We start from the raw sequence: 11,627 nt of genomic DNA on the forward strand, positions 1-11,627 counted from the left end.
TCCTTCATCTGAAATAACAAAAGGGGTGATATCCGCCGCAACGAAGCGGCGTAAGGGCGATCAGGCGTTTGGCAGAAAGTACTGCTTGATGTTGTCGCCATCGGTCTTGAACAGCACGCGGGTGCCGCGGAGCTGACGAATCTGCTTCTTCGTCCGCTTGATCATACCGTGGCGTTTACCGGCATGGGCGGCCATGACCTTACCCGTTCCGGTGACTTTAAAGCGCTTCTTAGCGCCCGACTTGGTTTTCAGCTTGGGCATTTGGCTCTCCTATGGCCACGCAGAAAGCGCCCCGAAAGGCGTTGCGTCGGCTAAAATGCTCGTTAGAGCGTTGAAAATGCTCAACTAACCGCCGTTTGCGGGAAGTCAGCACAGTCGTCGACACGGCAGCCCTTAATCAGCCGGGCGACGAAGGTTGCGCTTATGGCAGAGGAATGCCCCGATGGCAACGATTAACGCGGCTCAACACTCTGTTTAGCGCATGGCTTCAGACTGGTCCGACGCGCCCCGGATGCCTATGTGATCCGGACCAGAGAAACAGAGGGACGACGACAATGGCCCGGAATGCACGTGCCGCCGCAAGGGCGGTTGCCATCCAGCAAGATGCTGCTGCTCAGAGCGCTACCCGCTTGATATTTGCTGCTGCGGGTCTCGCGCTGGCCGGTGCGCTCGCCCTCATTTCGGGCTGAACCGTCCGGCTCCGGACGATCTCCGAATACTCTCCCAAAGAAAAAGGCCCGCCAGAAATCTGACGGGCCGAAATTTCTCATTGCCAACCTCGTTAAGGTCAGTGGCCGCTGTGATCAGCGCGGTGCGAGCACCATCACCACCTGACGACCTTCGAAGCGCGCGTCCTGCTCCACCTTGGCGTATTCGGCGACGTCTGCTTTGACCTTGTCGAGCAGCTTGGTACCGATTTCCTGGTGCGCCATTTCGCGGCCACGATAGCGCAAGGTGATTTTGACCTTGTCGCCTTCTTCGAAGAAGCGCTGCATTGCGCGCATTTTCACGTCGTAGTCATGATCATCGATCATCGGGCGGAGCTTGATCTCCTTGATTTCGACGATCTTCTGCTTCTTGCGGGCCTCGGCGGCCTTCTTCTGCGCCGAATACTTGAACTTCCCGTAGTCCATGATCTTGCAGACGGGGGGCTCACATTCGGCGAAATCTCGACCAGATCCATACCGGCTTCCATCGCCATCTTGATCGCAGCAATGGTTTCCACGGTGCCGTGGTTGAGGCCGGTCTGATCAATCAGCTGGATCTGCAGATTGCGAATTTCATCGTTGGTGCGCGGCCCGTCTTTGGTTGCGGCGGGCGGGGCTCTGTTGGGACGGCGAATGGGTAACTCTCCAATGTTGTTTAGGAAGGCCGCAGTGTGAAGGAATAAGGCGTTTGGAGCAAGCAAACTCACGCAACGCAGCGTCAAATCACTCAAATACGAGGCAATTTCGTCACGCGAAAGGCCATAGGCCTCGTAGACCGCTGACCTTGCTCAAATAGAGTTCCACGGCCCGTTCTGCAAGCCGTGGTTGACAGGAGCGCAACGCGGCATCGAGGTGGACGTTCCCTGGGACGATATGGACGTTGAGGGATCGACGTTGACGATCCCGACCTGCTCAATCAAACAGCAAGCGGCATTTCAGGTCGAACAAGGATGGTTTGATGAGCACAACGGTATCGACCGACCCTATTTTCATCACGGCAGGTACAGGCAGTAGCCGCCGCCAGATCGCCATCCGGGTCCGCGATGGCGCTGCTCCGGGCCTGTTCTGGATGAGCGGCTTCAAATCCGACATGCTGGGTGGCAAGGCGGTGGCGCTCGATGCCTGGGCCGCCGACCATGGCCGGGCCTGTGTACGTTTCGATTATTCCGGCCATGGCGAATCCGGTGGCGATTTCGTCGATGGCACGATCGGCCAATGGCTGGAGGATAGCCTCGCGGCGTTCGATGCAGCCTGCCAGGGTCCGCAGGTGGTGATTGGCTCGTCGATGGGCGGCTGGATGGCACTCCTGCTGGCGCGCGCGCTGGCCCGACGCGGCAAAGTGGGGCGCGCGACGCTGAAGGGTCTGGTGCTGATCGCGCCGGCGCCGGATTTCACTGAAGAGCTGATGTGGAAAGGCTTCTCGCCGGAAATCCGCGCGGAGATCGAGACCACCGGTCAATGGCTGCGCCCGTCGGAATATGGCGAGCCCTATCCGATCACGCGGCGGTTGATCGAGGAGGGGCGCAATCACCTGCTGCTCGGCAGCACGATCGATGTGGGTTGCCCCGTGCGAATTCTTCAGGGCCGGCAGGACCCCGACGTTCCCTGGCAGCATGCTTTCCGTCTGGCCGAACGCCTGCCGAGCGACGACGTCGTGCTGACCATGATCCAGGACGGCGACCATCGGCTGTCGCGGCCGCAGGACATTGCGCGACTATTGTCGGCTGTGGCGGAGTTTTGATTGCATCGCCCGCACCGTTGAATAGGCTCGCCTGAAAAGAGCGATCAATCAGCGGGAGGAACTGGGGATGGATGCCACGGCGATGCTGCGCGCATTTTGCGATGCTGTCGAACAGCGTGACGGCCAGAGCTTCGCTGCGCTGTTCACCGAGGACGGCGTCTATCACGACGTTTTCTACGGCGCCTTCGAAGGCCGCGCCAAAATCGCCGACATGGTCGATGACTGGTTCTACCGGACCGCGGATGATTTTCGTTGGGACATGCACACGCCCGTCAGCGACGGCGCCACGCTCTATGCGCGCTACACATTCAGCTATCGCTCGAAACTCCCCGAAGCCAATGGCGGCCGCGCGATGTTCGAAGGCGTTGCGATCATGACGCTGCGTGACGGCAAGATCGTGAGCTATCATGAAGTGGCCAATACGGCGCCGGCCTTCGTCGATCTGCATTTCGCGCCGGAGCGTATCGCCAAGATCGTCGCCAAGCAGGGTGAAGCGCTCAAAGCGCGACCGGAGATGGCGCGACACCTGACGAACTGAGGGCCAGTCGCCACTCGCTGCCGACGCTCTCGTCCTGTTCGGCCTCAGTGAACTGCACAGCCAATGCAGCAAACGCATCCGCAGGCATCAGCTGCGACAACGCCCACACTGCAGCTCCGCGGACCACGGGGCTTTCATCGCCGAGCAGTCGCTGCGCGTCGTCGATCAGCGACAGGTCGTTTGAATTGCCGATGGCGATCAGCACATTGCGAATGAAGCGGTTACGGCCAATGCGCTTCACGGGCGACTTCGTGAAGAATGTGCGGAAAGACGGGTCATCGAGCCTTACAAGTTCGGCCAGCGACGGCGCGCGCAACTCATCGCGTGCGGCGAGTTTGATCTCGCGGCCTTCCTGAGCGAACTTGTTCCACGGGCAGGCGGCGAGGCAATCGTCGCAGCCATAGATGCGATTGCCCATGGGTTTGCGGAATTCGTGCGGGATCGGGCCCTTGTTCTCGATCGTGAGATAGGAAATGCAGCGCCGCGCATCGAGTTTGTAAGGCGCCGGAAAGGCCGATGTCGGGCAGCTGTCGAGACAGGCCTGGCACGAACCGCAGCTATCATTCGCCCGCGCATCACGCGGTAATTCGAGCGTAGTGAAGATCGCGCCGAGAAACAGCCACGAGCCGAATTCGCGCGAGACGAGATTGGTATGCTTGCCCTGCCAGCCCAGACCCGCAGCGCCGGCAAGTGGCTTCTCCATCACGGCGGCCGTATCGACGAACACCTTCACATCGCCGCCGGCTTGCGCGATCAGCCAGCGCGCCAGCAGCTTCAGGCGCTTCTTGATGAGGTCATGATAGTCGTCGCCGCGGGCATAGACCGAGATCGCGGCATGCGAGCACTGCTTCAGAATCTCAAGCGGGTTCTCGTCGGGTCCATAATTGACGCCGAGCATGATGACGGAACGAACATCCTGCCACATCACCTTCGGGTCGGCGCGGCGGTCTGGATTGTCGGCAAGCCACTCCATGTCGCCATGGGCGCCGGCATTGAGAAATTCCTGCAGCCGCTCGCGCACGCCGGCAATGGCATCGGGATCGGTGATCCCGATTGAATCGAAGCCCAGCGCCTTCGCCTCGCGCGTCAGCGTATCCTTGAGATCGGCGGGAAGCGTGGCGCGGTCGTCGTTAGCGGATGGGCTCAGAAATCGAGATCCACATAGGTCCGCGATGCCGGCACGCCCGCCAGCCATTCGCTCAGCAGCGGTCGGAACGACGGACGGGATTTCACCCGCGCGTACCACGCCTTCGCCGCGTCGTCCTCGCTCCATGGCACATCGCCCAGATAGTCGATCGCCGACAGATGGGCTGCCGCGACCAGATCCGCGTAAGTCAGTCGGTCACCGGCCAGAAAATTGCGCGTCCGCGCCAGCCAGCCGATATAGGCCAGATGATAGCGCACATTTGCGGTGGCTGCGCGAATCACATCCATCGCCGGGGCGCCGCCGCCGACCTCTTCGCTCATGAAGCGCTTGTAGATGCGCTCGGTGACCAACGGACCGGAGGCTTCCTCGAAGAATTTCTCGTTGAACCACGCCATCAGCCGGCGCACTTCGATGCGTTCCGCCATCGCGACAGGCAGCAGGCGGCGATCGCCCATCTCCGGTCCATGGGTCTCGTCTATATACTCGGCAATGATCCCGGCGCCAGGAATGGGCGGGAAACCGTCGGTGAGCAGCACAGGCGTAGTTCCCGCAGGATTGAGCGCCAGAAATGCCTCGCGTCGATCCCACGGCCGCTCGTCCACCAATGTGAGGTCGAGTCCGTATTCGCCGAGTACGAGACGAATGAAGCGGGAATGCGGACAGAACGAGTGATGGTAAAGCGTGTACATGCGGGCCTTGATAGTTATGCGGTCGTTAAGAAAGCGTCTCGGTTGCGTCGGTGGTAAAAGTGTCACGCGGCGCGCGCCAAACTAGCGAAGCTTGGCTCTGAGGCAACCCGCGAATGTGATGGTATTTGCGATTGCAGCAATGAAGGGAATAGGCGAGAAGAACCCGGCTTTTTCAGGCCCACACTGACGAAGGACAGATAAGCAGATGATGTCTGATGCGATAAGGGCGGTGATTCTCGGCATTATCGAGGGTGTCACCGAGTTCCTGCCGGTTTCCTCAACGGGGCATCTGCTGCTCGCGGAACGCTTCTTCGATCTGGGCGAGGACAATTTCTGGAAGAGCTTCGCCGTGCTGATCCAGCTCGGCGCCATTCTGGCGATCCTTGCACTTTACTTCGGCAAGTTGTGGCATATCGCGCTGAACCTGTTCAAAGGCGACACTGCGGCGCGCCGTTTCGTGGTCGGCGTGCTGGTCGCGTTCCTGCCTGCCGCGATCATTGGCGCTGCCGCCGGCGGCTACGTCAAAAGCTATTTGTTCAATCCGTGGGTCGTGTGCTTTTCGTTGATTGTCGGCGGTGCGATCCTGCTCTGGGTCGATCAGCTCGATCTTAAGCCCGTGCATCACGATGCCACCACGTTCCCGTTGCCGATGTATCTCAAGATTGGTCTCGCGCAGTGCGTGGCGATGATCCCTGGCGTGTCGCGCTCCGGTGCCACCATCGTCGGTGCCATGCTGCTTGGCGCCGAGAAGCGTGCAGCGGCCGAGTTTTCGTTCTTCCTGGCGATCCCGACAATGGTCGGGGCCTTCGTCTATGATCTCTACAAGAGCCGCGCGGATCTCTCGGTCGATCACGGCGTGATCATCGCCATCGGTTTCGTGGTGTCGTTCATCACCGCGATCATCGTGGTGAAAAGCTTTCTCGGCTACGTGACCCGCCACGGCTTCGCGTTGTTCGCATGGTGGCGCGTGATCGTCGGTACGCTCGGGCTGATCGCGCTGGCGCTGGGCTACTGAATTTCACATACCCTGCTGTCATCCCCGCCGCGCACGCCTTTCGGCGTGCCAGGCGGGGGCGACAATATCGTCAGTTTATGCCGTTATGTGCGAACTGACCGGTAGCGCGGAAGCGCCAGAGATATTGTGGCGCAATCGCTTCCAGCGAATCAGCGGCAATACCCAAGCCATCCAGCGTTAGCCCGGCCGCCTTGGCGGCTTCCGACACCACATTGTCGACGCGCAGCATGGTGACCTGATCCGGCGTCAGCTTGAAGTCGCCCGGAGCGAATTGCAGGAAATAGGACTGCAGCTTGGCGATGGCCGTCGGCACCGGCAGCGTCATGCGCTTGCGCTCGATGGTCGCAAGGATGATGTCGATGATTTCACTCATCGTCAGCACTTCCGGACCGCCGAGTTCATAAGTGGCGCCCGGCTTGGTCTTGCCGTCGACGGCATCGGCCGCAGCCTGGGCGACATCGCCCACATAGACCGGCTGCATTTTGGTCGTGGCGCCGAACACCGGCATCACCGGGGCCATCCGGGCGAGATTGGCAAATCGATTGGTGAACTGATCCTCGGGGCCGAACACGATCGACGGGCGCAGGATCGTTGCGGAAGGCACGGCCGCCAGCACGGCCTGCTCACCGGCCGCCTTGGCACGGGCATAGGCCGATTCGGAATCGGCATCGGCGCCGATGGCTGAAAACTGCACCATCCGCGCGCCGATCTCGGCGGCGGCCTGCGCCACCGCGCCGGCGCCCCGCGCCTGCACGGCATCAAAGGTCTGCGCGCCGCTTTCGGTCAGGATGCCCACCAGATTGACGACGATGCTGGCATCGCGCATTGCGGCCTTGATCGAGGCCGGGTGGCGCAAATTGGCCTGAACAATGTTGATCTGTCCGACACGGCCAAGCGGCTGCAGATGGCCGGCCAGTTCCGGCCGACGCACGGCGACCCTGATCCGGTATTCGCGCTTGGCCAGCGCGCGGACCACATGGCGTCCCACGAAGCCGGATCCGCCGAAAACCGTAACGAGGGTGTCGATGGGGGCAGCCATGGATCAGTTCCTTGAGTCAGTCATGCAAGGGCAAAACGGGGGAATTTAGACCAATTCGCGATACGCCAACGCGCGGGGCCTGTACAGCGGATTTGGAATTGAACGAAGCAATTTGACAAGCGCGTAACGGCCCCCTACTAACCGCGCCACGTGCCTCGCACGTGCCCAGGTGGCGGAATTGGTAGACGCGCTGGCTTCAGGTGCCAGTGGCTTAACGGCCGTGAAGGTTCGAGTCCTTTCCTGGGCACCACGGTGCTCCTAAGTCTCTGATATTCAGAGCAATTCAATGAATTTGACAGTTTGGGGCCGCGCGGTCGATGCCTGCGGGCGCGGAGATGTCTTGCCCTGCCGTCCCCCGCGAAGTGCGCGCGACATCCGCAAACAGACACTGCACTCTGCTTCTAGCGGGCCATCGCCTGATCATAAGCCACGACAGATGCCTGCGCGGTCGCCTTCACCTCGATAGCGCTCATTCCAGGCCGGTACAGGCTGCTGCCAAGGCCGAAGACCTGTATGCCGGCGGCGATATAGCCCGCGAAATTCCGATCGGAAACACCACCAACAGCCCCAATCACGGCATCCTTGGGCAGAACCGCGCAAATGGCGGCGATGCCGGACGGCCCGAGGATCGACGCCGGAAAGAATTTCAATGCGGAAGCGCCCGCGCGCAACGCGAGGAAAGCTTCGGTCGGCGAGAACACGCCGGGCATCGTGACCATGCCGCGGTTCACTGCCATTGCCAGCACATCGACATCGACATTCGGGCTCACCATCAGACGCCCGCCGACATCAGCGACGCGGGCGCAGTCATCCGCGGTGAGGACAGTGCCGGCGCCGATCAGGGTGTCGTCGCCAAATCGTTTGCGGATCCGTGCGATGGAATCGAACGGATCGGGCGAGTTCAGTGGTACCTCGATCATCTCGAAGCCGGTGTCGATCAACGTCTCGACGATGCCCTCCACCTCGTCGGGCTGCACGCCGCGCAGGATGGCGACGAGCGGACGCTTCACGGTGGGCCAACGGATTGGCTGGTTCATGTGAACTGAGCTCCCCAAAGATGGATTGCGGCCTTGGTCAGGCCGTGTTGCGACGCGCGTTCGGCATCGACGATGGCGACCTCGAAGCCGGCAGCGGCAAGCGCGGACGCATAGAGATCCTTGAGCGCGCCGGCGCCGATCAGGCGCACCGGATGCCGCGTGCCATAGTGCGATCCGGCATCGGCGATTTCTGTGCCGATGAGGAGGCCCGACAGGCGTGCCGCGCCGTCGGCTTGTTGTTGGAAGCCGAGCAGTTGCGCCGCGCGCAAGCTGAAGAGCGAAGCAGTCAAGCCAGCCGGCGCATGGAGCGCGCGTTGCAGGCCGTCGCGGAACGCATCATTCGCTACAGGCGGCGGCGCGTCGTGATCCACAGCGTGTTTCAGGATGCTGTGTTGAGTGATGACCGAAAAGAGCTCGCCGGTCATATAGGTCGTGAATGACACCACGCTGCCGGACTCGATCCAGACCCATTTGCTGTGGGTGCCGGGAATGCAGACGAGACCGGTGAAGCCGGGCTCGGTCACGCCGAGCAGTTGCGTCTCTTCGCCGCGCATGACGTCGGGCGCCGCGGCGTCGGCCTGGGCAATGCCGGGCAGGATACGCACGTCGCCTTGCGTGTCGACACGCTGCGCACCGTCGTGCAAGGCGTCGAGGCGTGTCGGTGTGTGCAGATAGGGCGCCTCGATCCAGCCCTGTCGTGCGCCGGCCATGCCGCAGATCAACACGGGCAGGTCCTGCGTCGCACCGAGTCTGGCAAGGTGATTAGCGAGCACCGGAGCGAAGCCGGCAGTCGCGCAATGCAGCATGCCTTCAGGCCCGCGGGTCTCCGCAAGCACGCTGCCGTCGGCGGCCATCAACCAGCCTCGAAAGCTGCTGGTGCCCCAATCGACTGCAACGAAAGCCGGTTTGCCTGATGTCACGCGTCGCTCCGGCTTCTCATGGCACGAATTCGTGCCGAGCATAGCCGAAAGCGTCGCTGTTGGAAGGCCGTTCGCGGCGGTCGAGCTACAGCATTGCGCACCGACCCTCTTCGCTCAACAGTAATTCTCACACAGCATCGGCTCGGAATCGGTGGGTTGGATCGCGCGCACGGGCGCTTGCGTCAGATGCGGCGTGCCTCCGCGGCTAACAACAGCGCGAAATGCATCCAGGATCGCCGTCGCCATGTCTGGGTGATGCGTCTCGACGGCGCTGTCCAGCCAGTCTGGAAGGTCACGCTGGTTCGAGAGAGCGCAATGCCATTCACCTTCGTCATAAGCGAGCCGACGCACTTGCCACCGCGGCAGTTCGATCGCGATCAAGGCAAGCGCGGCATCGGTCCAGGCGCCGGCCGCGACCAGACGATCGAGGCGCTGGGCCTCCGCCGTGCGACGCATCGCGGGCAGACGCTTGCAGGTGGTGAGGCAGATCGCGGTGAAACTCGTAGCGTCAAGCGGGGCCGTTTCGGATGGCGCATCGCAAAGGGGCGTTCGCTGAATCGAGATGAACGACATGACGGGTCTCCATGAACAGCGCGATCTTCGGAAGACCGCATCATGCAATATCCGTAGTCCGTCATTTGAATACGAGGCAGCTTCGGGCACGAAGATATAAAGGCTGCATAAGCGCTCGAGGACTAGCGGCGCACGCGCATGCGCCCCGCCGCGTCTTTATGAGATTCCTATAAGTTCGCTGCTGGCCTCATCTCGAAAACCTACGTCCTGAATGGCACCTGATCGTGCATCGGGCCCGCGAGCCGTCTGCTCCGTGCCGCCGCAGTCATTGCATCAGGAGCATTCCATGCTGGACATCGTCATGCTGGCCCTCGGGCTCGGCTTTTTCATTCTCACCCTGGGCTACGCCTATGCCTGCGAGCGGCTGTGAGGAGCGCATCATGATTTTCGATTACACGCTCGCCGGCTTCGTGTCCGCGGCATTGCTGATCTACCTCACTTACGCGCTGCTGCGGCCCGAGCGGTTCTGAGCGCGCGCACCTCAAAAGGTCAACTGACATGACAATGATTGGCTGGATTCAAATTGCTCTGTACTGCGCGGTGGTTCTCGCGCTGGTGAAGCCGCTCGGCGGCTACATGACATCCGTTTTCAATGGAGAGCGTACTTTCCTCTCTCCTATTCTGCGACCGGTCGAAGCCGGGCTGTACTGGATCGGTGGCGTCGACGAGAAACGTGAGCAGCACTGGCTGACCTATACGGTTGCCATGCTGCTATTCCACGTGGTCGGCTTCCTCGGTCTCTACGCGATCATGCGGCTGCAGGCCGTGCTGCCGTTCAATCCTGCCGGGCAGTCCGCGGTCGCCGAAGATCTCTCCTTCAACACCGCGATCTCCTTCGTCACCAACACCAACTGGCAGAACTACGGCGGCGAAAGTACCATGTCGTATCTGACCCAGATGCTGGGTCTGACGGTACATAACTTTCTGTCGGCAGCGGCCGGCATCGCATTGGCCGTGGCACTGATTCGCGGCTTTGCACGGTCGTCGATGCGCACCATCGGTAATTTCTGGGTCGATATCACCCGTTGCACGCTCTATGTGCTGCTGCCGATCTGCATCGTCTACACGCTGTTCCTGGTCTGGCAGGGCATTCCGCAGACGCTCGGCGCCTATGTCGATGCGACGACGCTGGAAGGTGCGAAGCAGACCATCGCGGTCGGTCCCGTCGCCTCGCAGGTCGCCATCAAGATGCTCGGCACCAATGGCGGCGGCTTCTTCAACGCCAATGCGGCGCATCCGTTCGAGAATCCAACCGCGCTGTCGAATTTCATCCAGATGATCTCGATCTTCGCGCTGGGTGCGGCGATGACCAATGTGTTCGGCCGTATGGTCGGTAATCCCAGGCAGGGCTGGGCGATCCTGGCCGTGATGGGCGTGCTGTTCATTACCGGCGTCGCGATCACCTATGGCGCTGAAGCCTCGGGCACCACAGGCCTGAATGCACTCGGTCTCACTGGCGGCAATATGGAGGGCAAGGAGATGCGCTTCGGCATCGTTGCCTCCAGCCTGTTCGCCGTCATCACCACGGCAGCATCCTGCGGTGCGGTCAATGCGATGCATGACTCGTTCACAGCGATTGGCGGCATGATCCCGCTGATCAATATGCAGCTCGGCGAGATCATCGTCGGCGGCGTCGGTGCCGGTCTCTATGGCATGCTGCTGTTCGTCGTGCTGGCGATCTTCGTCGCCGGTCTGATGGTCGGTCGCACACCGGAATATGTCGGCAAGAAGATCGAGGCGCGCGAAGTAAAGATGGCGATGCTTGCCATTCTCGTGTTGCCGCTGATGTATCTCGGTTGGACCGCGGTGTCGGTGGTGCTGCCCTCGGCCGTGGCCTCCATGGCCAATGCTGGGCCGCATGGCTTCACTGAAGTGCTCTACGCCTTCACCTCGGCCACCGGCAATAACGGCTCGGCCTTCGGCGGGCTCACTGGCAACACCTTCTTTTACAACCTCACACTGGCGAGTTCGATGTTCGTCGGCCGCTTCTTCATGATCGTGCCAGCCATGGCGCTAGCCGGATCATTGGCCGCGAAGAAGTCGATCCCGGCTTCGGCCGGCACCTTGCCGACGACCGGCGGATTGTTCGTCGGCCTCGTCATCGGCGTGATTCTGATCATCGGCGGTCTCACTTTCTTCCCGGCGCTCGCGCTTGGGCCGATCGTCGAGCACCTCGCGATGACCGCCAGCACCCTGTTCTGATCGGATTTCGGAGTATTCA

At 61.4% G+C, this 11,627-nt stretch carries 15 protein-coding genes and 1 tRNA gene; 7 read left to right on the plus strand and 9 right to left on the minus strand.

Annotated elements, in window-relative coordinates:
- Positions 1-60: 60 nt before the first annotated feature.
- The 3 genes from rpmI to RSO67_RS30520 form a co-directional block, all read right to left on the minus strand.
- On the minus strand, positions 61-261 hold the full coding sequence (gene rpmI, locus RSO67_RS18035) for a 50S ribosomal protein L35 (RefSeq protein ID WP_068730283.1): 201 nt from the start codon (positions 259-261) through the stop codon (positions 61-63).
- Between the two features lie 542 nt (positions 262-803).
- Entirely contained in the window at positions 804-1,133 is a 330-nt protein-coding gene (infC, locus tag RSO67_RS30515) for a translation initiation factor IF-3 (RefSeq protein WP_410001755.1), read from the minus strand.
- On the minus strand, positions 1,031-1,414 hold the full coding sequence (locus RSO67_RS30520; protein WP_410001898.1) for a hypothetical protein: 384 nt from the start codon (positions 1,412-1,414) through the stop codon (positions 1,031-1,033). Before RSO67_RS30520 ends, infC begins: the two co-directional genes overlap by 103 nt.
- 251 nt (positions 1,415-1,665) lie before the next feature.
- On the opposite strand from RSO67_RS30520, the gene RSO67_RS18045 reads away from it, so the two are divergent.
- Together RSO67_RS18045 and RSO67_RS18050 are read left to right on the plus strand one after the other, a co-directional pair.
- Positions 1,666-2,448, plus strand: coding sequence for an alpha/beta hydrolase (locus RSO67_RS18045; protein ID WP_315839972.1), 783 nt, complete (start codon positions 1,666-1,668; stop codon positions 2,446-2,448).
- Between the two features lie 67 nt (positions 2,449-2,515).
- A complete protein-coding gene (locus tag RSO67_RS18050; RefSeq protein WP_315839973.1) occupies positions 2,516-2,986 on the plus strand; it encodes a nuclear transport factor 2 family protein in 471 nt (156 codons plus the stop codon).
- Here RSO67_RS18050 and queG read toward each other — a convergent pair.
- Both queG and RSO67_RS18060 read right to left on the minus strand, forming a co-directional pair.
- Positions 2,946-4,181, minus strand: a complete 1,236-nt coding sequence (gene queG / locus RSO67_RS18055; RefSeq protein ID WP_315839974.1) for a tRNA epoxyqueuosine(34) reductase QueG — start codon at positions 4,179-4,181, stop codon at positions 2,946-2,948. The genes RSO67_RS18050 and queG overlap by 41 nt on opposite strands.
- Complete coding sequence (locus RSO67_RS18060) at positions 4,130-4,822, minus strand: glutathione S-transferase family protein (protein WP_068730287.1); 693 nt, start codon at positions 4,820-4,822, stop codon at positions 4,130-4,132. Before RSO67_RS18060 ends, queG begins: the two co-directional genes overlap by 52 nt.
- 205 nt (positions 4,823-5,027) lie before the next feature.
- Between RSO67_RS18060 and RSO67_RS18065 the strand changes: the two genes are divergently transcribed.
- Positions 5,028-5,837, plus strand: coding sequence for an undecaprenyl-diphosphate phosphatase (locus RSO67_RS18065; protein ID WP_315839975.1), 810 nt, complete (start codon positions 5,028-5,030; stop codon positions 5,835-5,837).
- A 70-nt stretch (positions 5,838-5,907) separates the two neighbouring features.
- On the opposite strand, the gene RSO67_RS18070 is transcribed toward RSO67_RS18065, so the two are convergent.
- On the minus strand, positions 5,908-6,876 hold the full coding sequence (locus tag RSO67_RS18070) for a complex I NDUFA9 subunit family protein (RefSeq protein WP_315839976.1): 969 nt from the start codon (positions 6,874-6,876) through the stop codon (positions 5,908-5,910).
- A 163-nt stretch (positions 6,877-7,039) separates the two neighbouring features.
- On the opposite strand from RSO67_RS18070, the gene RSO67_RS18075 reads away from it, so the two are divergent.
- A tRNA-Leu gene (locus tag RSO67_RS18075) sits at positions 7,040-7,126 on the plus strand.
- A gap of 151 nt (positions 7,127-7,277) precedes the next feature.
- On the opposite strand, the gene RSO67_RS18080 is transcribed toward RSO67_RS18075, so the two are convergent.
- The 3 genes from RSO67_RS18080 to RSO67_RS18090 form a co-directional block, all read right to left on the minus strand.
- Complete coding sequence (locus tag RSO67_RS18080) at positions 7,278-7,913, minus strand: 2-dehydro-3-deoxy-6-phosphogalactonate aldolase (protein WP_315839977.1); 636 nt, start codon at positions 7,911-7,913, stop codon at positions 7,278-7,280.
- Positions 7,910-8,767, minus strand: a complete 858-nt coding sequence (locus RSO67_RS18085; RefSeq protein ID WP_315844292.1) for a 2-dehydro-3-deoxygalactonokinase — start codon at positions 8,765-8,767, stop codon at positions 7,910-7,912. Before RSO67_RS18085 ends, RSO67_RS18080 begins: the two co-directional genes overlap by 4 nt.
- A 180-nt stretch (positions 8,768-8,947) precedes the next feature.
- Entirely contained in the window at positions 8,948-9,406 is a 459-nt protein-coding gene (locus RSO67_RS18090; RefSeq protein ID WP_410001756.1) for a hypothetical protein, read from the minus strand.
- Positions 9,407-9,617: 211 nt separating this feature from the next.
- Here RSO67_RS18090 and RSO67_RS18095 point away from each other — a divergent pair, with 211 nt between their 5' ends.
- The 3 genes from RSO67_RS18095 to kdpA are packed head-to-tail and all read left to right on the plus strand — an operon-like array spanning position 9,618 to position 11,608.
- Positions 9,618-9,776, plus strand: a complete 159-nt coding sequence (locus RSO67_RS18095) for a hypothetical protein (protein WP_315839978.1) — start codon at positions 9,618-9,620, stop codon at positions 9,774-9,776.
- Between the two features lie 10 nt (positions 9,777-9,786).
- Complete coding sequence (locus RSO67_RS18100; protein ID WP_081421711.1) at positions 9,787-9,876, plus strand: K(+)-transporting ATPase subunit F; 90 nt, start codon at positions 9,787-9,789, stop codon at positions 9,874-9,876.
- Between the two features lie 28 nt (positions 9,877-9,904).
- On the plus strand, positions 9,905-11,608 hold the full coding sequence (gene kdpA / locus RSO67_RS18105) for a potassium-transporting ATPase subunit KdpA (RefSeq protein WP_315839979.1): 1,704 nt from the start codon (positions 9,905-9,907) through the stop codon (positions 11,606-11,608).
- The last annotated feature ends 19 nt before the right edge of the window (positions 11,609-11,627 follow it).

This window comes from Tardiphaga sp. 709, from assembly GCF_032401055.1.
Classification (GTDB): Bacteria; Pseudomonadota; Alphaproteobacteria; order Rhizobiales; family Xanthobacteraceae; genus Tardiphaga.